The 21,037-nt window shown below is 42.0% G+C and carries 16 protein-coding genes; 9 read left to right on the forward strand and 7 right to left on the reverse strand.

Going from position 1 to position 21,037, the window contains the following annotated elements; translation table 11 throughout:
* Positions 1-488: 488 nt before the first annotated feature.
* The 3 genes from AOB57_RS06415 to AOB57_RS06425 all read right to left on the reverse strand — a co-directional run bounded on the left by AOB57_RS06415 (position 489) and on the right by AOB57_RS06425 (position 3,390).
* Positions 489-818 (reverse strand): hypothetical protein, encoded by a 330-nt coding sequence (locus tag AOB57_RS06415; protein ID WP_054299868.1) that lies wholly within the window; start codon positions 816-818, stop codon positions 489-491.
* Positions 819-1,366: 548 nt separating this feature from the next.
* A complete protein-coding gene (locus AOB57_RS06420; protein ID WP_054299866.1) occupies positions 1,367-2,107 on the reverse strand; it encodes an MBL fold metallo-hydrolase in 741 nt (246 codons plus the stop codon).
* Between the two features lie 2 nt (positions 2,108-2,109).
* Entirely contained in the window at positions 2,110-3,390 is a 1,281-nt protein-coding gene (locus AOB57_RS06425) for an ATP-binding protein (RefSeq protein ID WP_054299865.1), read from the reverse strand.
* A gap of 479 nt (positions 3,391-3,869) precedes the next feature.
* Between AOB57_RS06425 and purC the strand changes: the two genes are divergently transcribed.
* Complete coding sequence (purC, locus tag AOB57_RS06430) at positions 3,870-4,583, forward strand: phosphoribosylaminoimidazolesuccinocarboxamide synthase (RefSeq protein ID WP_054299864.1); 714 nt, start codon at positions 3,870-3,872, stop codon at positions 4,581-4,583.
* Between the two features lie 146 nt (positions 4,584-4,729).
* Here purC and AOB57_RS06435 read toward each other — a convergent pair whose 3' ends face one another.
* From AOB57_RS06435 to yciH, 3 genes are all read right to left on the reverse strand, one after another.
* Positions 4,730-5,956 (reverse strand): Nre family DNA repair protein, encoded by a 1,227-nt coding sequence (locus AOB57_RS06435; RefSeq protein WP_054299863.1) that lies wholly within the window; start codon positions 5,954-5,956, stop codon positions 4,730-4,732.
* Positions 5,953-6,318 carry a transcriptional regulator gene (locus AOB57_RS06440; protein ID WP_054299862.1) on the reverse strand — a complete coding sequence of 122 codons (366 nt, stop codon included), beginning with the start codon at positions 6,316-6,318 and terminating at the stop codon, positions 5,953-5,955. Before AOB57_RS06440 ends, AOB57_RS06435 begins: the two co-directional genes overlap by 4 nt.
* 214 nt (positions 6,319-6,532) lie before the next feature.
* The gene (gene yciH / locus AOB57_RS06445) at positions 6,533-6,841 is read right to left on the reverse strand and encodes a stress response translation initiation inhibitor YciH (RefSeq protein WP_011023951.1); all 309 of its coding nucleotides are present in this window, start codon (positions 6,839-6,841) and stop codon (positions 6,533-6,535) included.
* A gap of 539 nt (positions 6,842-7,380) precedes the next feature.
* Between yciH and AOB57_RS06450 the strand changes: the two genes are divergently transcribed.
* The 6 genes from AOB57_RS06450 (at position 7,381) to AOB57_RS06475 (ending at position 16,211) form a co-directional block, all read left to right on the forward strand.
* Positions 7,381-7,629 (forward strand): winged helix-turn-helix domain-containing protein, encoded by a 249-nt coding sequence (locus AOB57_RS06450; RefSeq protein WP_226999664.1) that lies wholly within the window; start codon positions 7,381-7,383, stop codon positions 7,627-7,629.
* A gap of 769 nt (positions 7,630-8,398) precedes the next feature.
* Positions 8,399-10,561, forward strand: a complete 2,163-nt coding sequence (gene purL, locus AOB57_RS06455; protein WP_226999682.1) for a phosphoribosylformylglycinamidine synthase subunit PurL — start codon at positions 8,399-8,401, stop codon at positions 10,559-10,561.
* 454 nt (positions 10,562-11,015) lie between these two features.
* A complete protein-coding gene (locus AOB57_RS06460; RefSeq protein WP_054299860.1) occupies positions 11,016-12,152 on the forward strand; it encodes a glycoside hydrolase family 57 protein in 1,137 nt (378 codons plus the stop codon).
* Entirely contained in the window at positions 12,149-13,345 is a 1,197-nt protein-coding gene (locus AOB57_RS06465) for a glycoside hydrolase family 57 protein (RefSeq protein WP_054299859.1), read from the forward strand. The genes AOB57_RS06460 and AOB57_RS06465 overlap by 4 nt, the downstream gene beginning before the upstream one ends.
* A 38-nt stretch (positions 13,346-13,383) precedes the next feature.
* Positions 13,384-14,193 carry a V4R domain-containing protein gene (locus AOB57_RS06470; protein WP_054299858.1) on the forward strand — a complete coding sequence of 270 codons (810 nt, stop codon included), beginning with the start codon at positions 13,384-13,386 and terminating at the stop codon, positions 14,191-14,193.
* Positions 14,190-16,211 carry a glycoside hydrolase family 15 protein gene (locus AOB57_RS06475; RefSeq protein WP_054299857.1) on the forward strand — a complete coding sequence of 674 codons (2,022 nt, stop codon included), beginning with the start codon at positions 14,190-14,192 and terminating at the stop codon, positions 16,209-16,211. The genes AOB57_RS06470 and AOB57_RS06475 overlap by 4 nt, the downstream gene beginning before the upstream one ends.
* A gap of 127 nt (positions 16,212-16,338) precedes the next feature.
* Here the strand turns inward: AOB57_RS06475 and sppA are convergent, their stop codons facing one another.
* Positions 16,339-17,529, reverse strand: coding sequence for a signal peptide peptidase SppA (gene sppA / locus AOB57_RS06480; RefSeq protein ID WP_054299856.1), 1,191 nt, complete (start codon positions 17,527-17,529; stop codon positions 16,339-16,341).
* A 333-nt stretch (positions 17,530-17,862) separates the two neighbouring features.
* Here sppA and metG point away from each other — a divergent pair, with 333 nt between their 5' ends.
* Positions 17,863-19,977: a methionine--tRNA ligase gene (metG, locus tag AOB57_RS06485; protein ID WP_054299906.1), complete on the forward strand. Its 2,115-nt coding sequence runs from the start codon at positions 17,863-17,865 to the stop codon at positions 19,975-19,977.
* A gap of 580 nt (positions 19,978-20,557) precedes the next feature.
* Positions 20,558-21,001, forward strand: a complete 444-nt coding sequence (locus AOB57_RS06490) for a PKD domain-containing protein (protein WP_054299855.1) — start codon at positions 20,558-20,560, stop codon at positions 20,999-21,001.
* Positions 21,002-21,037 lie beyond the last annotated feature (36 nt).

Genomic DNA, 21,037 nt, shown 5'->3' on the forward strand with positions numbered 1-21,037 from the left:
AGAAATATAATAAACCCAATATTAAAATTGGATGTACTTGTATTTATATATGACTAATAGAAAAAAATTGGAACTTATTAGAGGAAAAAATAGAAAATAAAACTAAATTATTATTTAGGTGCAGGAATCTTTTATTTCTCAGGTACTTTTCTAACCGGATATTTTGAGATAACTCAGATAATCTGTAGGAATTTTACATATTTTTGAAAGAGTTGTTTTAATCTGTAGAGAATTAATAAAATTTCCTTTATTTCAACCAACTGTCAGAAGCATTAGAGAATATACCAGCCTTAAACTTTCTACTCTAAATTTTTGGATGAAACTTCTAAACGCTATATGGGAATTAAGTGTCTGTTTTTAGAAAGGGTATCCAAAAAGATAATACTCTGGCACTTAAGATAAAAAATTTTCAGGCATAAAGCTTGGTGAGCTATATTTTCGTTGGGTCTGGTGGGCGAGTCTCTTATCTCCCGCCCCTTATCTCCGTATTAGAGAGCACCAGATATTCCAGATAGCACTAAATATAGAGAGACTACATAGAAAATTAAATTTATAAATATCTTACCCGCTTTATAATCAGATTTAGCTTGATGCTCATTTTCATATAACTCAACATATAATCTGTAATCTATTGATTTTCGATTCCAGTTGTCAATTAATATACAAAATCCTCCTACTAGCATAATTAAAAAGCTAGCTTTTGTTGCTAAATTAACAACAACTGGATAACTCTTTATTATTAAAAAAGTAAGTATAATGCCATCAAGTCCTATGAAATATCTATAATAATTATCTAAAGAAGAGGAATGCTGATTCATAATTATACACCGTATAAAGTCTTTTAGTTATATTAAAACATTAAGATAAATATTAATTTAATGCTCTATGCAAATTTTGTTTATCTGCTGTTTGGCAGATTTGAAGGCCAGTCTATCTAAAGAAATAGATCCATTTTTAGCTATATTTCAGGAAGCAGGCGAAACACCTTAATTATCCGGAAAAAGCGCAAATTTAAGCTTTAATAAGCCTGCATACATATCGATAAAAGCTAAGATTTTGGAATACAACTTAAACAGAAAATATGTATAAGTTGCCTGGGTGAAATTTAAGATTTCTACAGAACGCGAGATTTTGCAGTATATGATTAAAAATCTGATTTCTTTTACAGCGCTCATAACCCATGTACCTGGTATTTCTAAAATTTCTCTACTCTGCCAGGCATGATAACAAACTCCTTCAATGCTCTGACAATTCCGTTAAATAACTGGTTCATTATCCGGCACCTTAGCATAAAAATCTGAATATCTATAGGACTCATAAACTATCTGAATCTCGATATATAATGTAGTCAAAAACGTAGAAATTTTTAGAGCTCAAAAACCTGTCCGTCATATCCAAGGGGCAAAAATAATGCCTCAACATGGTGAGGACGAAACAGATGACTGAGATGGGTCAAAACCACCTCTTTTGCATTGAGCCGCTCTGCAAGTGCCATAGCTTCTTCTGAATTCATGTGCTTTTCTATATGAATATGGGGCGGAACTATAGCGTCGGCAACAAGAAGGTCAGGATCCTGCATCAGCTCAAGGCTCGCTTCGGGAATCTCCGAGTTTGTGTCTCCTGTAATCACTATTTTTTTGTCGCCTTCGAGGATTATAACCCCTATAGGAACCTCCACTGGGGGGTGATTTACCTTAAAAAAAGTAAATTGCAGCCCTATTAGTTCGAACGGCTCATAAAGCTTTACGTAGTGATACCTTGGTTTAAGAAAGGAGACATACTGATCTATGTATTCGAGAGTTTCACGAATCCCATAGACATCAACATTATTTTGAACCCTGTAGAACTCGCCGAACCCAGAATAGTGGTCGTAATGCCCGTGTGTCCAGATAACTCCATCTACACAGGAAAGATTTTGCTTGAGGAACTGCTGCCTGAGATCAGGGCTTGTGTCAATAAGGATTTTACCTTCCCCGGATTCCACTAGGATGGAAGAACGAAGACGCTGGCTCTTTCCACCTTCTCGGGCGTCTTCACAGGCAGGGCAATAACATCCGATTTTAGGAGTACCGACGGCATCACCAGTCCCAAGCAGTGTTAACCTCATCTTTACTTCTTCCTTTCGTACTCCTCGGATTTGAGATCAGACCTCTCATCAAAGGATCTTACAGCTTCCAGCAGATCCTCCTGGGTAAGTATTTTACGTTCCTCAAGAAGAGCACTCAGGACAGCTTCTCTTATAACCATGCGCAGGTCCGAACCCGAATAGCCTTTAGTTAATTCAGCAATTTCCCCTGTATCGAAATCCCCTTCAATGTGCCGGGTCACAATGTCCAGGATATTTTTACGCATATCAATATCAGGAAGAGGGAAATGCACGATCTCATCAAAACGCCTCCATGCCGCACTGTCAAGCATGCGGGGGTGATTGGTTGCAGCAATAAGAAGAACCCCATGCTCTACAAGGCTAATCTCGTCTATGGCTTTAAGGAGAGTGTTGACTGCTCGCTTGATGGCAGCATTTTCGTCCGAAGTCCTTGCCTTTGCTACGAAATCCAGCTCATCTATGAAAAGAATGCAGGGATTCAGTTTCTTTGCAAGCAGAAAGACTCTATCAATGTTCTTTGCAGTCTCACCAAGATACTGATCCGTTATCATGGAGAGCTTGACCTCAACAAACGGAATTGAGAGCCGCTCAGAGAGCGCGCGAGCAACCGAGGTCTTTCCGGTGCCAGGAGGACCGACAAACAGGAGTTTTCCGATATCATGAAGTCCGATTTCCCGCAAGTATTCCCTATGCTGAATGGCTTTCATGATTTTTTCGACTTCATTTTTCTGTTCTTCGGTAAGTACAAGGTCGCGGATTTTTTGCTTCACATCTTCAGGGGCAATAATAACCACGAGTTTAAGCATCTCTTCGCTTTTGTCCTCTTTTTTGATCTCTGCTATCAGGGACTCTATCCATTCCCTGTCGACTTCCTTGGGTCTTATTTTTGCCTTTGCAAGTGCGTAGTTTGCAGCCTCAACCTTTCTTATCTCTCCAAAGTAATAAGCCAGGACAGGGTTATTTTCAATCCGCTCCTGGGAGCCTTCCTGCTTTTCAAACCATTCCGCAGCAAGTTCGAAAGCACTGAGATGAAGTTCAAAATGAGACTTATCAGTATTTATGAAGGGGATATTTCTTACAAATTTTTCGATATCCTTAATCCCATACAGTTTTTCAATTTGTATAAACGTGGCTCTAATAGGTTTGGGAACTGTTTTTTCTGTGCTATTCCAGTAATTTTTCCGAATGTTTTTTGGTAGGTCGTTTACATCCAGTTCTGGGTAGCGTTTATAGATCTCTGCAGTCAGCAGTAGTTCTACTATATCTAATATAGTGCCTGACATGTTTTTACCTGTTGCGTGCTTGGATTAATCCACTATCAAGTGTTGGGCACTCAAATGCGGTAAGTTCTTAAATCTTTGTTTAAGTTGCTAAACCTAGTAATTGATTTTCTTCAATGATAAAATTTACGAAGCCATCGGCGGTAAGAGGAAAGACCGGCTGGAGATGATAGCTTTATCTAGCAGAAGACGTTATCATCTACTCTATCTCTTTCGAGATTTAAGGCATATTTCGGGAAAGGCCTTTGCCGTGTCCAGAAAATGTCTCACACCCGGAGAGTAATCGTGAATTCTGGAAATAACCGAATTGTCTCCGTGAGAATACTCGCGTTTTAGAGAGAATTCGATCTATATAGCTTATCTCTGGAATACCACGGCACCATCAAAACTCCTTCATTATCAGAACTAGTATATTAAAACTATCATTCCTAAGATCTCTCTATCTAAGGAAACCCAGAATTATCCCTAGAGAGGACCATTGCATGATAAGAGAACAGCTCTATTCAGGGAAAGCAAAAACTATCTACAAGACGGATGATCCTGACACCCTTATTGCCGAATTCCGAAACAGTCTGACTGCATTTAACGGAGAGAAGAGAGGGGAAATGGAAAAGAAAGGGTATTACAACGCCCAGATCTCAAAGAAACTTTTTGAGATGCTTGAAGCAGAGGGGATAAAAACCCACTTTATCGAAATGCTTTCTGACATCGATATGCTTGTGAAGAAAGTCGATATCATAAAAATTGAGGTCATTGTCAGGAATATTGCCACAGGCTCGATTACAAAGAAATACCCCTTGAAAGAAGGTACTGTTTTCAAGTCACCAGTACTTGTTTTTGACTTCAAGAGCGATGAATATGGGGACCCTATGCTGAATGATGACATTGCTCTAGCGCTTGGGCTGGCGACAGAGGAAGAACTTGCCACACTCCGAAAACTCGCTCTGAGAATCAATGAATTGCTTGTGCCCTATCTGGACGAAAGAGATATTGTACTTCCGGACTTCAAGCTGGAATTCGGAAGAAGAGACGGAGAAATTATTCTTGCAGACGAAATTTCCTGCGATACCTGTCGGTTCTGGGACAAGAGCACCGGACAGTCCATGGATAAGGATGTCTTCAGGTTTGACAAAGGGGACATTTCCAAAGCCTACGAAGAAGTTGCGCGGCGTATAGTGCCCGAGATCTTCAAATAAATCTGATAACGGTAGAAAGCTCGAAAAGCCTCTTGAAAAGCTTCAAGGCTTCCTACCCATTACCTTAATTTAGTTAGTATTTTTATTCAAGCCATTTCTGCTACTTAGACTCTCTATCATTTACGTTACTCCCGCTTTTAACCCAATTATCCTTTAAAAAAGAAATCGAGAGTCGTTTGAAAACGGAAGTCTGAAAGCAGCTTTGCCTGTTGTATCCATTCGGCTTTTGGTGTGCTTACTCTGCCTGCAAGATCTGAAACTGCGGCTTCGAGAGAATCGAACTTCTTTGGAGGGTTCTGGAGAGCCTTTCTCATGCCTTCCCTGACAACCCATACACCCAGGGGAGCCCAGTAGTCCGGAGTTATTTCCCTGAGTACGAAGATCGAAGCCTGCCTTTTAATTTTCTTAAGGTATTCAAGTACAGGCAGTCTTGCAGCATAATAGCCCCCAGCAAGGGGAGAATATCCTTTCTTACCGTCATAACCTTCACTGTCTTCGGCAATCCAGCTTGACTCTCCAGACCAGACTGTTTTTGGGAGCCAGATTTCAATGAGCTCAAAGGAATAAGCCCGTGGGAGGATAAGGACCTCAAAATGATTTCCGAAATGAGTCCCGCTAAAAAGCTGGATTTCTGAAATCCAGGGAAAATCCTTTATACGGTCTGCAAATTCCTTTCCAGCCATATCATCAACAGCTGTAATTGACCAGCGTGTTGGCACGATTTTTCGTGCTTTTCCGAGCAGGCCAATGGAAAGCAAGCGCGTGATATGTTCAGCCGGGATATCTCCTTTATAGAGTTCAAGCACAGCGTCTTTCGCCAGCGCATCAGTGTCGTAGACAAGGTAATCAACTTTTTTAGGGACTTTTGGGTTTTCGGCAATCTCAAAGTTTTTTACAAGCCCTGAGGGTCCCATAGGTGTGAGCACTGCATCGAATTTGAGTTCCTGTTTAGGGGCTTTGAAAAACCAGGCTTCGGTATCTACGGGCTTTCTGGAGAGGGCAAGTTCCTGAGCCTTTACAAGGAGAGGATTTTCTTTGCCTAGAGCTTCTTTTACGTGGAAGTTTGTGTTTGCCCTGATCATGCGGGAACGAAGGGAAATAATGTCTTCAATCTGCATGTTTGCCCAGGTTGAGGGTTCTTCAAAAATAGAAGCTTCACTCTCCTTTGCCAGGGGGGGAATGAGCGGGCCTGCCGATACCCTGGGGTAACCATAGCTTCCAACAAAAATAGCTGGGGGAGATGCTCCAAAAACCGAGTTTCCTGAGATTACAGGAGAAATCGATTGTAAGGATTTAAACTTCTCAAGAATTGGGCAGCGGGGACGCCCACAAAGTCCTTTTCCTTTACATTTAATACACAGTGTATCATTCACTTTGGATCCATGTCCTCGCATATGATACAGGGTTTAGCTTCGGGAGCGTTCCTGTATAGCCAGCCGGATTTCTGAACAAAACTGCAAATTTCGCACATGCCTTTTGCTTTCTCCTGAGAGGATAGACCTCGACTTAGAAGCACTGATGCAAACTTCCGGATTTCACTCTGGGTCTCCTCGGAAAAACCAACTTCAGCACCGCGTTTCTCACTAACGTACTGGGATACCGCAGCCCTTGAGAGTTCCAGGATATCCGCTACGTCCTGCTGCGTGCACCCGTACTCAAAAATCATTGTTCTGGAGAGCTCTGCCCGAATTGCAGGCAAGACTTTCTGTACCATAACTTCACATGTTGTTTTCATGGGAGACCGACACCGGATAAGTCAGGTAAATTTTAAGATATTATATCTCTTATAACCTTTCATATATCTGTATATTTTTATTTTTCGGGTAGAGCATGTCTCCCTTAATTATAGAAAATGCATGCTATCGAAAAATATGTGAAAATATATTAGTTCCGAGCCTGAAAATCCTTTCTATTCTGCAGACCCGGTTTATCCTTAGAAGCGTCAGAGTTTAGTTTTTAATCTGTTCAGCAGAGAAACCCTTTTCCATGAGGACTTCTTTCATGCGGGCCAGGTGATTACCCTGAAGTTCCACAGTATTTCCTTTTACCGTACCGCCGCATGCAAACTTTGATTTAAGATAAGTGGACAGTTCGTGAAGGTCAATTTCACTTGCGTCGAAACCTTCTACAACGGTAACTTCTTTTCCGTATCTTCTTCTGTTGACTTTTACAGTAATTCTCTGTTGCTCTTTTGCAACCTCTTCGCAAATGCAAAGTTCTTTTGGAAGCCCGCATACCGGGCACATTCCGCTACTCATTTGTTGGTATGTCCTCCGAATTTGTAATCATAGTATATGTGCATCAAAAAATAACTGAATAGATATAAAGTACTTATCAATGATGGTATTAAAGCCTAATGGTATTTTTAAGGCACTTTACGCTGAATTTCAGTAAATAACAAGGATTCACGAAAGCGTGAAAAAACAGCCAGAGCTTTTATAATTTTATATAACATTGTGTTCGTATGTAAGTAGAATTTAACAATAAATTTATTATTGAATAGTATATATCGTAAGCGAAAAAGCTGGAGTTATAGGAGAGTTCCATATGTTAGGGACGAATCCAGGCTGAAAAAGTTTAAAGGTCGAAGAAGCTAAAAAGGTTAAAAAGCCTAAAAAGCTGGAGAATCCTGAAATTCTGTCTTTGCTGGGAAGAACTTCTATTTCCTGGCAAGAAGTTAAATATATCTTGAACCCCATCTCTTTCTCTATTCTGTAAACACATGTATGTACTTCTATTATATAAATATGATCACATAAAAACGTTGAATAACCTGATTCACTTTTGGGGGCTTTAAATGAATGATTTGAACGAGTTAATAGGTTTTGTGAACGGAAACAGTATAAGGCAAAAAGTACTCTCTTTACTCTCCTCAAAAGGAGAAATGGAAGGGAAAAGAATATCAAAAACTATGCGAGTTGCACATCCCACCGTCGCAAAAACACTAGAAGAACTTGAGCAGAAAGAATTAATCACAAAAAAAGGTGAAACATACTCCCTGACCGAATCAGGAGTAAAAGTAGAAAAAATAATCCAGCAAATTTAATAAAAATCCGCTAATAGAACCAGTTAATCTGTCACCAGTAAAGCAGTAGTATTTTTATCTTTTCCTTTTATATTAAATACTGAATTTTTTTACTCAGGAGCTATCCAGTATCTTCCCACAACTAATTTTTGAATTACTTCTTACATATTTACATTCATTAATTCAGATTTCATTGAAAGTCCGGGAGCCTGAAAGCTCATCATAATTTACAACTGAAGGAAATTATAAGGATCGGAAAGTTTCTGTTTCATAAATTATCCCCTTAAGCCGCAATCGCTATGCAGAAACCGTTGCGCCGAAACCCTTTTACGAAAAGGCTTGACCGCAAACTTTTTAGAAAAAAGTTTGATCAAAAACCGGCATGATGGCGTGATAAACCGGCGCAACGGTTTCGCTCAAGCCTTTTTTGAAAAGGCTTGTGATCAAAATTTTTCTTAAAAAGTTTGTGTTTATCACGCCAGATAGGGTTAGGGGATAAGGTTATCAAATCCAAAAGTTCGCTGTTTTCGCTCAAGCCTTTTTTGAAAAGGCTTGTGATCAAACTTTTTCTCAAAAAATTTGCGCTCAAGCCTTTTTGAAAATGGCTTGTGAAAAGGGCACCATCCTCCCGAGACAGGACTCTGGCGAGATAGGACTCAGGAGTCAGAAATATTTATCTAATCCTTATCCCTTTATGTCGCCATAGGCTGTTAGCGCTAATACTAAAGATTCTGGATTTAAAAAAAATAACCTATTAAAAACAAGATTTCAGTATCCAAAAAGGATTAGCATCAGAGGCAAGGCAATGTTACCTGAAGAAGATCTTAAGATTATTAAAAAAGAACTCGGGCGAGAGCCCACCCTGGTAGAACAGGGCTGCTTTTTAAACTTATGGAGCGAACACTGTTCTTACCGCTCAAGCGCTCCTCTCCTGAAAACTTTTACTACGACTGGCAAGAACGTAATTATCGGTCCAGGAGACGATGCTGCAGTTATTAGATTCGAGGATGGATACGTACTTGCCATAGGCATGGAAAGCCATAATCACCCCTCATATGTCGATCCCTATAATGGGGCTGCTACCGGTATTGGAGGTATTGTAAGGGACATAATCTCTATGGGAGCCCGCCCTATCGCTCTCATGGATCCTCTCTATTTTGGGCCTCTTGACACTCCGAAAAATCTATTCCTTTTCGAGCAGATAATTAAGGGAACTGCAAGCTATGGAAACTGCATAGGAGTGCCTGTGGTCAATGGTGAGACTTTCTTTGACAGAAAATACAGTGGAAACCCTCTTGTAAATGTGGTTGCAGTAGGGCTCTGCAAGGAAGAAGAAATTATAACTGGACGCTCCCAGAAAGCCGGAAACAAACTCGTGCTCGTAGGTTCAAGCACAGGAAGAGACGGGCTTGGAGGAGCTTCCTTTGCCTCCAGGGATCTTTCCGAATCAGCCGAAGCTGAGGATCGACCAAGTGTCCAGGTAGGAGATCCCTATACTGAGAAGCTTGTAATTGAAATGACGCTGGAAGCTATGAAGGAGGGATATATAAAATCCTGCAAGGACCTTGGAGCTGCCGGCTTAGGAGGGGCGAGCTCGGAACTGGCTGCAAAAGGTGGACTTGGAGCCCGGATCATTACAGACGCCGTGCCGCAACGCGAACCCAATATGAATGCTTATGAAATCCTGCTTGCGGAATCTCAGGAACGCATGCTCTTTGAGGTAGCTCCTGAAGACGTCGAAGCCGTACTTGCTCTGGTAGCAAAATACGACCTTAACGGAGCTGTAGTAGGACACCTGACAGAAGAACCAAACTATACAGTTGAGTTTAAAGGGGAAATTGTTGCCGATATACCAATAGCTTTACTGACAGGCGGCGCTCCGACCTGCGAGAAACCCTCAGTAATTCCTATTTCCCAGGTTGAGGAGAGTAAAGCACCAGAAACTCCGAAAGACCTGAAAGCAGCTTTCCTAAAAGTCCTATCTTCCTATAATATTGCCTCAAAAGAATGGATTTACAGGCAGTATGACCATGAGGTTCAGTTGAGAACAATTGCCAAACCCGGAGAAGATTCTGGTGTGCTCAGGATTACAGATAAAAAAGGAATTGCACTTTCCTGCGGCTGCCAGCCAAGAGCTACCCTTCTTGACCCCTACAACGGAGGAAAGACCGCAATTGTGGAAAACGCCATGAACCTTGCAGTAAAAGGTGCAGATGGGCTTGCAATTGTAAACTGCCTGAACTTCGGAAACCCCGACCGTCCGGAAATCTACTGGCAATTTAAAAACGCCGTGCTCGGTCTTGGGGATGGAGCCAGGGAACTCTCGATCCCTGTCGTTGGGGGAAATGTCTCTCTATATAATGAAAGCGATGAGTTCAGGACTGCAATTCTCCCAACTCCCTCGATTGGAATGATAGGTAAAGTTGACCTTGAAACTCCACTTCCTTCAGGCTTCTTTGCGGCATCCGGAGACACCATTATCCTGGTAGGAGAAACAACTGCCGACATGGGAGGTTCCGAATATTATGCTTGTTTTGGAGCCCAGAATGCCGGAAAAGTTCCCCCTGTCCCGATAAACTCCCCGGAGATAATAAAAGCCATAATTGAAGCTGTAAAGAGTGGAAAACTAAACTCGGCACATGACCTTTCCCTTGGAGGAATTGCTGCAGGGCTTGCAAGGATGTGCAGAGACCTCGGCGCAGAAGTAGACCTGAGTGAGGTTGCAGAAGTTAAAGCTGATGAACTGCTATTCTCAGAAGCTCCTGCACGGGCTTTGCTTGCTACAAACGAGCCGGAAGCTGTACTGGAGATCCTCAAAGATGTGCCCCACATCATAATCGGTAAGGTAGGAGGCAATTCACTTAGGATTAAAGGAAAAGATTTTGAGATTTCCTTTTCCTTCAAAGAGATCTCCGATGCTTACGGCAGCCTTACAAGATTTATGATGGGCTGATCCTCCCGAGTCTTGTCTCGCCCGAGTTCCGCTTCGGGATCACAGAAAATCGAAGATTTTCTGGGAGTTGCACTACAAGTGCAACAGCACGGCCCGAGTCCCGTCTCGGGAGGACGGTCCGAACTATACTCTAAAACTATAGCTCGAGTCCCGAAGAGGGCAGATTTATAGACTATAATCAAGTTCTGCTCAAACGGAGTGACTTATAAGACTGTGATTCCTTTGTGCGGTCTTGTTTTGGAGGTATAAGACTTTCTTTGCTCCAATTAGATGGGATAACATCCCTTCTTATTTTTTAAACTGTTTTTAATCTAAGCTGATCTTATTTAGCCTTTGTATCATCTTATCTTTAGCTCTTTTTGATACTTTGCAAGTTTAGATTTAACATGAAAAGTAGTTTAGAAGTAAATTAAACAATAGTTTTTAGTAGGTCTCCGCACTAGATTACTTTGTTATGAAAGCCGTATGCATCTGTATGGGAGTGCATTTGCCTTACAGTCCCAAGTGGTACTGGCCTGTAGAGGGTTTTTTGGGGATGCCTGAAATGGATAGATATTTTGACCAGAATAGTATTTTTTCAAAATTTTTAAAAACGAGCAGGCAACTATTACGCCTTAATGATTTGATTATGGAATCTATTGAAAGGGGAGGAAAATATTCCTTTGATCTGTCCGGGCCCTTCCTTGAACAGTGTAGATGGGACCCTGAACTTCTCGAATCATTCTACGAACTTGGGGAAACCGGTAGTGTAGAGTTTACAGGGAGCTGTAATTATCACTCCCTGAGTTCACTATATCCCGATCTATCCTGGTTCAATGAAGAAGTGCTAATGTACATGAAAACACTTAGGGAATTACTTGGCATTACACCCGAAACATTTGTAAATACCGAACTTCTATATACTGAGAGAGCAGGGAGAATTCTTACCGATCTGGGTTTTAAGTGTCTTATCGCAGAAGGGTCGAGAAATCTTATGAATGGGTACGACCCTGTACATGTTTTTGAAAACCACGTTCCGACCCTTCTAAGACATATAAACCTTAGCGAGGATCTTGAACTGCGTTTTTCGGAGAAAAACTGGCAAGGCTACCCTCTTATTCCGGAAAAGTTTGTGGATTGGATTGACAGTATGGATGGTGACGTCCTGACCCTTTATATTAATTATGAGAATATCTGCTTCCATTATAGAAATAAAAGTATGATAGCTGATTTTATCCGGTTGCTTCCCGAAATACTCAAATCCAGGGGAATTGAGATGTTGACACCAGCTGAAGCTGTAAAGAGATTCAAGCCTCTGAAACTTCCGACGCTGGCAACTGAACAGACAATACGTTATGGGATGCATAATGCATTAGGAAACCATGCTCAACAGCTTTACCTGCGAGAACTGGTAAGAGTTGGCGAGGAACTCTCAGGACTTAAGGGAAAAAAAGATTATAGTAAACTTAGAGATGTATACGGTTATCTCCAGCAAAGTGAAATATTTTTTTCAATGAACCCTGGAAATATAAGAGAAGGGTATGAAAGAGCTGTAAACTATTTTTCCATTCTGTCAGATTTCAGAAGAGCTGTGCTGGAGGAGGGAGCATGACCTCGGTTTGTATCTACTTCCAAGCGCATCAACCGTTCAGACTACGAAGGTTTTGGCCGGATGACAGATCAGGGTTTTTCCGCTATTTCGACGAGAGAAGCAACAGGGAAATCTTTGAAAGAGTAGCCCGGAAATGCTACATTCCTGCAAACAGAGTACTTCTGGACTTGCTTGAGAGGTATAAAGGAGAATTCAGGTTTTCTCTTTCAGTCACCGGAACCCTGCTCGAGCAATGCGAACTTTGGGGAAAAGATGTACTCGAGAGTTTCCGACAGATGGCGGAAACCGGATCAGTGGAGTACCTAGACGAAACCTTCTATCATTCTCTCTCAAGCCTTTTTGACGACAAAACCGAATTTGTTGAGGAGATAAGAGAGCACAGAGAAAGTATGTCTGATCTTCTGGGAGTTAAACCTGAGGTATTTCGGAATACCGAACTGCTTTACAATAACACGATAGCAAAGCTTGTTTCTGACCTCGGGTATAGGGCTATCCTTACTGAGGGTGCGGATCATATACTTGATGGAAGGTCTCCCAACGTGCTTTACAAGGCAAAAGGCTCGGGACTTCCAGTTATACTCAGGAATTATAAACTGAGTGACGATATAGGATACAGATTTTCGGCAAGGTGGTGGGAAGGATACCCTCTGACTGCAGAAAAATGGGCCTCATGGGCATCTGGGATTAATGAGGATTGTATTAATATCTTTATGGACTATGAGACCTTCGGAGAGCATCAATGGGAAGAAACCGGGATATTTTCCTTTCTGGAAAAGCTGCCAGAGGAAGTTCTCAAGACTCGCCTGAATTTCAGCACTCCCCTTGAGCTTACCGAAAAATACTCACCCGTTACCGAGATTGATATAGGGGATTTTTCTACAATCTCCTGGGCTGATATGGAACGCGACACCAGCGCATGGCTTGGCAACGACATGCAAAGGCGCTGCTTTGAAGAGATAAAGCTGCTTGAGCCATTTGTAAGGAAAACAGAGGATCCTGAAATCCTGCGCATTTGGAAGCACCTTCTAACTTCGGATCACTATTACTACATGTGTACTAAGTGGCTCGGGGATGGGGATGTCCACTCATATTTCAGCGTCCACTCCACGCCCTTCGATGCCGCTGTTAATTTCATGGCTGTACTTATGGATTTCAAAGCGCAGGTATTCAGGAAACTTAGCGCAATAGCTTAATTAAATGTGCACATACTAATTCATGGGAGTCGAGTCACATGGTAAGGGACTTATTCATGTTTGCAGGCCTCAATGAGAGGTCGCAGATTGTATGGTTTAAAATTATTTATTCAAAGGAACCCGGATCTTTATCCTCAATAATCAATTTTCTGGAAAAAGAGAACGCATTCATTATGTTTGGTCATCTGGATAACATAACACAAAAAACAGGAGAATATTCAGTATTTATCGAGCTTGATAAAAATATCGATCCAGAAGACTTTGCCAGGAAGATAAAGGAGCTTGACGTTGTAAGTGAGGTAGAATATGGAATTTCAAAGTACAGAATGATCTATTCTGCGGACTTTCCCCTTAATGTCGTAGGAGTCAGAGGAGTTGCGGCAAGAGCACTCACAATTGTCGATATCATTAAGACTCTCAACCAGAATGTGCCACATGCCGAGGGACTTCTCACAATGTCAGGACTTAAGGGAGGGATTCACTCAGCAAAATATTTTAAGAGTATTTTGAACCTTAATGATAGTAATTTCGCAGATGTGCTTGCAGAACTCTACAGGGCTGTAGGCTGGGGAATCCTTGAGATCGAATGCGATCCAAAGACGTATCAAGGAAAAATTATTGTTAAAGATTCGTTTATAGCTGACGTTTACGGAGGATCGGACCAGCCAGTTTGTGCCTTTATGAGCGGCTATTTTGCAGGTTACCTGACCGATTATTTTGGGAAAAACATTAGTGTGAGGGAGGTAAGCTGTAAAGCTACAGGAAAGAATGTCTGCGAACATATAATCTCACCGGCACCGTCGGGCGGCACAGGTCAGGAATACCAGCTGAGAGGGGAGACGCGGTGATAAGGCTACCCAATGCCGTTTTAGGAAATGATGAGCTGCTTGTAACAATGGGGAGAAAAGGAGAAATCCTGGGCTTTTTTTATCCCCGACGAGACCACGCTCAGCACGTCGAAGAATCCGTCGCCTGTATCCATACAGGCGAAAAGCTTCTCTGGACCAACGATAACGATTGGCACTGCATCCAGAATTATATAGAGGATACCAATATAGTATCCACAAAACTCTATCATGATTCGGGAATCCGAATTTCCATTCTTGATCTTGTACATCCCGATGTGCCTGTTCTTATCCGCAGGTTTAAGGTTCAGTCCCAGAGAAAAATTTCGGGAAAATTCTTTTATTATTCTAATTTTAATGTAGGGGAAACCTCTAAGAAAAACTCAGGTTTTTGCGATACCGATACTCATTTGCTCGCACAGTACTGGCAAAACCACTATATAGGGATTTATTCCCTACCAGAGTTTACCGAATGGCAGATAGGAAAGGCAATGGATACTATTTGGTGGACTAATTCCAAGTATGATATGGAAGATGGGAAACTCCAGAGAAATAAGGAAGATATAGGAAATATTAATAACGCAGCTGGCTGGGACCTTGAACTGGAGGCTGGCGGAGCAAACGAATTTGTTATCCTGATAGGAGCTGCATCTTCCAGACACCTCCTGTATAAGAGGATATACGAACTCTCAAAACTGCCCCTTGAATACATTTTCGAAAAGACAAGAGAACACTGGGTCATGTGGCTTTCAAGAAAGCAGGTGCTCAGGATGCCTGGAATAGAGGGATACGATAGCCTGCGGCAGGAGCTATTCAGTGCTTATAATCGAGCTCTCCTTGTGCTTTATCTCCTTAATGACCGCGAGTACGGGTCTTTTGTGGCTGCTCCGGAGTTTGATTCCAACTTTGAGAAATGCGGAGGTTACGGCTTCTGCTGGAACCGAGACACTTCAGAAATCGTGCTTGCACTAAAACGTTCCGGCTATCCAGAGTATTGTGATACGTTTTTCAAATGGTGTATCCGTACCCAACTTCCTGATGGATCTTGGTTTCAACGCTACTGGCTCAACGGGGACATAGCTCCTTCCTGGGGCAATTTTGATTACTCAACTCAGATAGATGAAACCGGATCCACGCTTCATGCTATGGATGTTTATTACAGGGTTCTCGAGGGTCTGAAAAAAGCTGAGTTTCTCGAAGAAGTCTGGGTTTCCATACTCAGGGCTGCGGAATACCTGATGAAACGAACCAAGTCAGGAATCCACGAAAGCTGTATGGATCTCTGGGAAACTTATTACGGAATTTTCACTTATACAAACGCTTCAATCTACGCCGGGCTTATGGGTGCTTCCCACCTTGCTGAAGAGAACGGGGAAACTGGTATGGCAAGACGCTGGAAGAAGAGGGCGGAGTTCATCAAACAGGCTACGATTGATCGTTTCTGGCTTCAGGAAGGTTATTTTGCAAAAGGAGTTATTAACGGAAAACTGGACAAAACCGCTGATGCAAGCATTCTTGGAACCTATGTTCCTTTTGGAATGCTCTCCCCGAAAGATCCCATAGAGAGGGATATGATCCAGTTTATGATAGAGAATATTCAGAAAAAGCTCTCAGTACCTATCAATCTCAATTATGGCATCAAAAGGTATGAGAATGACAGTTACATAAACGGAAATCCGTGGGTAGTGACCACTCTATGGCTTTCAAAAGCTATGTTTGCATTTGCCCTTGATCTTCCCTATGAAAAAGCAATATCTTCCCCCATACAGGAGACCCACTATGAAAAAGAAGACAGATATGATGAGAACGTAAAAAGGTTTACCAGTGAAGGGATTAAATGCCTTAAGTGGGCTCTTGCCGGGGCAACCAGCACAGGACTTCTCCCGGAGCAAGTAGATCAGTCTACAGGCAAGCCTGCCTGGGCAATTCCCCTCGGATGGAGCGGAGCCCTGATGCTTGATAACATTCTGCTGCTGGACAAAATATGCAGGAGAAAAGCCGGGAGTAAAAATGAAAGTTAAAGAGAAAGAGAATCAAAAGGAAATTATAAAAATAAAGAAAGAATCGGAGACTCCTGAATTTTCTATAATTTGAGTTATCTATCTGCTTCAGTATTCCCTTTTAAAATTTATGTGCTTTTGAGCACTTTCATGCGAGGATTCTTCCATATGGACTTTCTTCAAAGTAACTGACAAACTGCCCGACAGTTTCATTAGATCCTCCAGAACCCGAACCCAGAAGCAGTCTTGAGATACTTACCCTGTTCATGTATTCAACTCTAGGTTCCCCTTCAATTCCTCCGAGTTCCGCAGCTTTGTCAATTGCATCATAAAGGTTTCCGAGTCCATCTACAAGCCCAAGTTCCTTTGCTCTGGCTCCGGTGTATATTCGGCCATCGGCAATCTTTTTTACTTCACTCCGGGATATGTTGCGTCCTTCTGAAACCTCGGTTATGAAATCTTCATAACTTTCCATTACCACGGCGTCAGCATATTCCTTTTCCTCATCAGTAAGCCCTCTCCAGTTGCTTCCCATGTCCTTTAATTCTCCGGACTTTGCAATGTAATGATCTATACCTCCTTCTTCATAAGAGGCAGACTTATTCTGGAAGACCCAGATCACCCCAATAGACCCGGTATTCGTTGAAGGGTTTGCAATAATATAATCAGTCGGCGCAGAGATGTAATATGCAGCACTGGTTGCAAGATCTCCCATTGACACAACGACAGGGATTCCCTTTTCCCTGGCTTTCTCAATTTCTCCCGCAATTTCCTGTGCTGCTGCAGGAGATCCCCCTGGACTGTTAATCCGGAGCACAATTGCCTTGACTCCACTGTCTGCAACAGCCCTGCGAATATTTTCGGAAATCTCTTCAGAAGTAGCATAGCCAAGCCCTGTAGGAACGTTTCCGGAAAGTATGGTACCCTGGACGTAGATAACAGCCACTTTTTCAGAACTCCGCAGATCTCCTCCAGCACCGAGACTGAAGGAAATAACCGCAATACTTACCATTATAACAGCAATCAGAGCCAGTACTACCAGCACGTAGGGCATCAAATTATGTTTTTTTCTCTGTGGAGATGGATCGGAATTCATACTTAAACTCTTATTTTCAATTTCTTTATTTTGAGGAGAATCTTTAAAGGAAGCTTCATGATTACCTGTTTTTCTTGGAGTGCCTGAAGCAAAGCCTAAGCCTGAGGAGTCCTCGTTAGTGCTGTAAGCTCCTTTATCAGAGATGAGATCCTCTCTTCCATTGTGAGGACTGTTTTGTAAGTTGCCTTCTCCAGATTGCTTTTCTGAGTTCGTACCTTCAGGGTTTGAGCTTTTATCGTTCATATATAATAATACTGTATATATTGAGCTCGTAACCTTAATCTGCGATCTTAATTGTAGTTGAAACTTAATTAAGATAACAAATATATTAAGTTAGCCAGAATGCAGGAAGGAGAACTTGCAAAGCCTCAAGGCAAGAGAATTGTTAAGAGCCTCAATTATCTGAGCTCTTAGTTATCTGTATCTACATTCCACTCTTCTTTATATAGGATAATTAACTATCCCTCAAATAGGTTACCTTGTAAGCAAACTTTTTCAAAAAGCATAAACGAAATATATTTTAGAATTACAATCATCGAAGAGGAATATATTTACAAAAAATGTATGGAGATAAAAATGCCAAAATCATCCAGTAAACCCGTACTTGTCACATGCGGCCTGCCTTATGCTAACGGCAAAGCTCATATCGGGCACCTCCGGACCTATGTGCCGGCTGATATTTTTGTCCGTTCCCTTAGAAAGGAAGGGAGGGACGTTACCTTTGTCTGCGGCTCAGACACTCACGGCACCCCAATTGTCGTAAATGCCGAAGAACTCAGGATCACTCCCAAAGAACTTGTAGAGATATATCACAAACATTTTGACGAGACCTTCAAGCAGCTGGGAGTTTACTTTGATGCCTTTGGGACAACGGATGATCCTGAGAATCACAATAGAACCCTGGATATTGTCAACAGGCTGATTGAAAAAGGTTACGTGTACCCAAAGACTATTGAGATTGCCTACTGCCCGAGTTGCAATCGTTTTCTTCCTGACCGCTATGTTGAAGGCTCCTGCCCTCACTGCGGTGAAACCGCAAGAGGAGATGAGTGCGACCAGGGATGCGGAAAACACCTTGAGCCCGGAGAACTTCAAAACCCTGTTTGCACTATCTGCGGGGGACCTGCCGAGTACAGACAGCAGGAACACTTCTTTTTCAAGCTTTCTGATTTCAGCGATTACCTCATGAACTACCTCTCAAACGATCTTGGAGGAACAGCAAATGCCCGGAATTATGCACTGGGCTGGGTAAAGCAGGGGCTTACAGACTGGTGCATTACCCGGAACCTTGAATGGGGAGTAAAATTCCCTGGACATGATGACCTTGTGGTCTATGTCTGGGTAGATGCCCCTATAGGATATATTGCCTTTACCGAGCAGTGGGCTGCAAAAGCCGGGGATTCATGGGAGAAATACTGGAAAAATGATGGGGAAATTGTCCATTTCATAGGAGGGGACATTACCTATCACCACTGCATTTTCTGGCCGGCAATGCTTAAAGGTGCGGATTATTCGGTGCCTACGGCTGTCGTAGCTTCAGGCATGGTCAAAATCGAGGAGAAGAAGTTTTCCAAGACCAGGGGTTATGTGGTCTGGGTAGGAGAGGACTACCTTGATCACGGTTTCCATCCCGACCTTCTGAGGTACTATCTCGCGAGCTACACCTCCCACACGAGAGAACTGAACTTCTCCTGGCACGTGCTCCAAGAAAAAGTCAACACCGAACTTGTTGCCGTGCTAGGGAATTTCCTGTACCGGACAATGCTTTTCGCTTTCAAGAATTACGGGGAAGTTCCAGCCGGAGAACTCGAACCTGCCATAAAGGAAGAGATCGAAAAAACTTTAAAAGAAGTAAAAGCAGCAATGGCTGAATACGAGTTCAAAAGAGCTGTTGATTCTGCAATGGCTCTTGCGTCTTTCGGAAACACTTACTTCCAGTCTCACGAGCCATGGAACCTGATAAAACAGGACAAAGCAGCCTGCGGACATGTGATCTATAACTGCCTCCACTTGGCAAAAGCTCTCAGCCTTATATTTGAGCCTGTAATTCCGGAAACCATAGAAACCGCCTGGAAAGAACTCGGACAGGAAGAAGACCTGCATACTGCCCTGTATTATGAGGCTCTTGTGCCAATAAAAGCAGGCACAAAGCTTGCAAAACCCCAGATTCTCTTCACCAAACTCGAAGACGACAGGATAAGGGAGATGGAAGAAATCGCAAGCCAGAGGGTAAAAGCTGCCAACGCGAAAGCAGCGGGAAGGGTGGAAGAAAAAGAACCCTCGAAATCCGAAGGAATGGGCACTGCCAGAGATGTCGCAGAAGCGAAAAAAGCAGCCGCTGAGAAAGGAGAAATCCTTCCCACGATCGAGTACAGAGACTTTGCGAAACTCGATATCCGTGTAGGAAAGGTTTTACTTGCCGAACCCGTAAAAAAGTCCAGAAAGCTTCTCAGAGTTGAAGTGGATATCGGCGAAGAAAAGCCAAGGCAGCTTGTTGCAGGCATGGCTCCTTATTACACTCCCGAGGAACTAGTAGGTAAATATGTAATCGTACTCGCCAACCTGAAACCTGCGAAACTCTGCGGAGTTAAATCAAACGGCATGATGCTTGCAGCCGACGATTGTGCAAATGATATCGTAGCAGCCCTGACGCCGGACAAAGAGATAAAGCCCGGTTCGAGAATAAGGTGAAAAACAAGAGAACCTAATTTAATTGTGGGCAGCTCCCTTACCATAAAGAGGCTGCCTAACAATTAATTTCTAATAAGTTAACTTCTTCTTTTTTAATTTAAAAGCTTTAAACTTTTTGCTATTTTCTCACTATGAAATTGATTGCCTCTCAGCCTGAGAAACCAGAGTATTCATGGTCTTCTACACTCCCTGTGAAAAATTATCCGTTAGCAGCATTCAGTTTAAAAAGTTGTTTTCAGATCTTTCAAATTATAGAGAGTAACTTTATTGAATAAAACAGGAAATAATATAAAAATTTGTAAATAGATGGTGGAATATCATTTTTTATTTGGTATTATCAACTAAATATGGCTAAATCTTTATTTTTATATTTCATTATTAGAAGAAACGAGTACTTTAGCATCTCATCAGAATATCTAACTCTATTTAATTACCAAAGCCTTTTATTTTTAGTATTTTACTAGTTAAAATTATTCATATATTCTATTCATAAGCTTTTAATGTTTTTTAATGTTTTTTTAATGTTTTTTTACGTGTCTTAGAAAATATTGAAATCTAAGAAAATAAAGAAGTAGGATAAATGAAAAATAAGGAAAAACTTTGTTCAATAGCCAAAGCTTCAGCAGCTGTGGTCTTATTTTTAATTCTTGTTTCGTCTGCAGCTTCGGCATCTATTACCGAAAAGTGGATAACCACAAACCCATCCATTTCACAGAATCCTGCTATTTATGGTAATAAAATAGTATGGCAGGATTACCGCAATGGAAACCCGGACATCTACATGGGAACTATCAGTTCTGCTTTTACCGCATCTCCGACCTCTGGAAAGGCACCTTTAACAGTAAAATTTGCAGATAAGAGTACGGATGTATATTACTGGACCTGGAACTTTGGCGACGGAACCACTTCAACTGACCAGAGTCCCACGCATAAATACATGAAAGCAGGAAAGTACACTGTTACCCTGACTGTAAAGAATGCAGCAGGAAGTAGCACTGCAAAAAAGACTCTAACTGTATCGTAAATTAATTGAATATTATAAATAGAAACCTAATAAAAA

Source organism: Methanosarcina flavescens, from assembly GCF_001304615.2.
In the GTDB taxonomy this organism is placed as follows: domain Archaea; phylum Halobacteriota; class Methanosarcinia; order Methanosarcinales; family Methanosarcinaceae; genus Methanosarcina; species Methanosarcina flavescens.

Bases quoted from the DNA above. Each gene is read 5' to 3' on its own strand.
- AOB57_RS06450 (WP_226999664.1), top strand. From the start codon at position 7,381: ATGAATGATTTGAACGAGTTAATAGGTTTTGTGAACGGAAACAGTATA.
- AOB57_RS06440 (WP_054299862.1), bottom strand. From the start codon at position 6,318: ATGAAAACAACATGTGAAGTTATGGTACAGAAAGTCTTGCCTGCAATT.
- yciH (WP_011023951.1), bottom strand. From the start codon at position 6,841: ATGAGTAGCGGAATGTGCCCGGTATGCGGGCTTCCAAAAGAACTTTGC.
- AOB57_RS06490 (WP_054299855.1), top strand. From the start codon at position 20,558: ATGAAAAATAAGGAAAAACTTTGTTCAATAGCCAAAGCTTCAGCAGCT.
- AOB57_RS06470 (WP_054299858.1), top strand. From the start codon at position 13,384: ATGGTAAGGGACTTATTCATGTTTGCAGGCCTCAATGAGAGGTCGCAG.
- purC (WP_054299864.1), top strand. From the start codon at position 3,870: ATGATAAGAGAACAGCTCTATTCAGGGAAAGCAAAAACTATCTACAAG.
- sppA (WP_054299856.1), bottom strand. From the start codon at position 17,529: ATGAACGATAAAAGCTCAAACCCTGAAGGTACGAACTCAGAAAAGCAA.
- metG (WP_054299906.1), top strand. From the start codon at position 17,863: ATGCCAAAATCATCCAGTAAACCCGTACTTGTCACATGCGGCCTGCCT.
- AOB57_RS06465 (WP_054299859.1), top strand. From the start codon at position 12,149: ATGACCTCGGTTTGTATCTACTTCCAAGCGCATCAACCGTTCAGACTA.
- AOB57_RS06420 (WP_054299866.1), bottom strand. From the start codon at position 2,107: ATGAGGTTAACACTGCTTGGGACTGGTGATGCCGTCGGTACTCCTAAA.
- AOB57_RS06425 (WP_054299865.1), bottom strand. From the start codon at position 3,390: ATGTCAGGCACTATATTAGATATAGTAGAACTACTGCTGACTGCAGAG.
- AOB57_RS06460 (WP_054299860.1), top strand. From the start codon at position 11,016: ATGAAAGCCGTATGCATCTGTATGGGAGTGCATTTGCCTTACAGTCCC.
- AOB57_RS06415 (WP_054299868.1), bottom strand. From the start codon at position 818: ATGAATCAGCATTCCTCTTCTTTAGATAATTATTATAGATATTTCATA.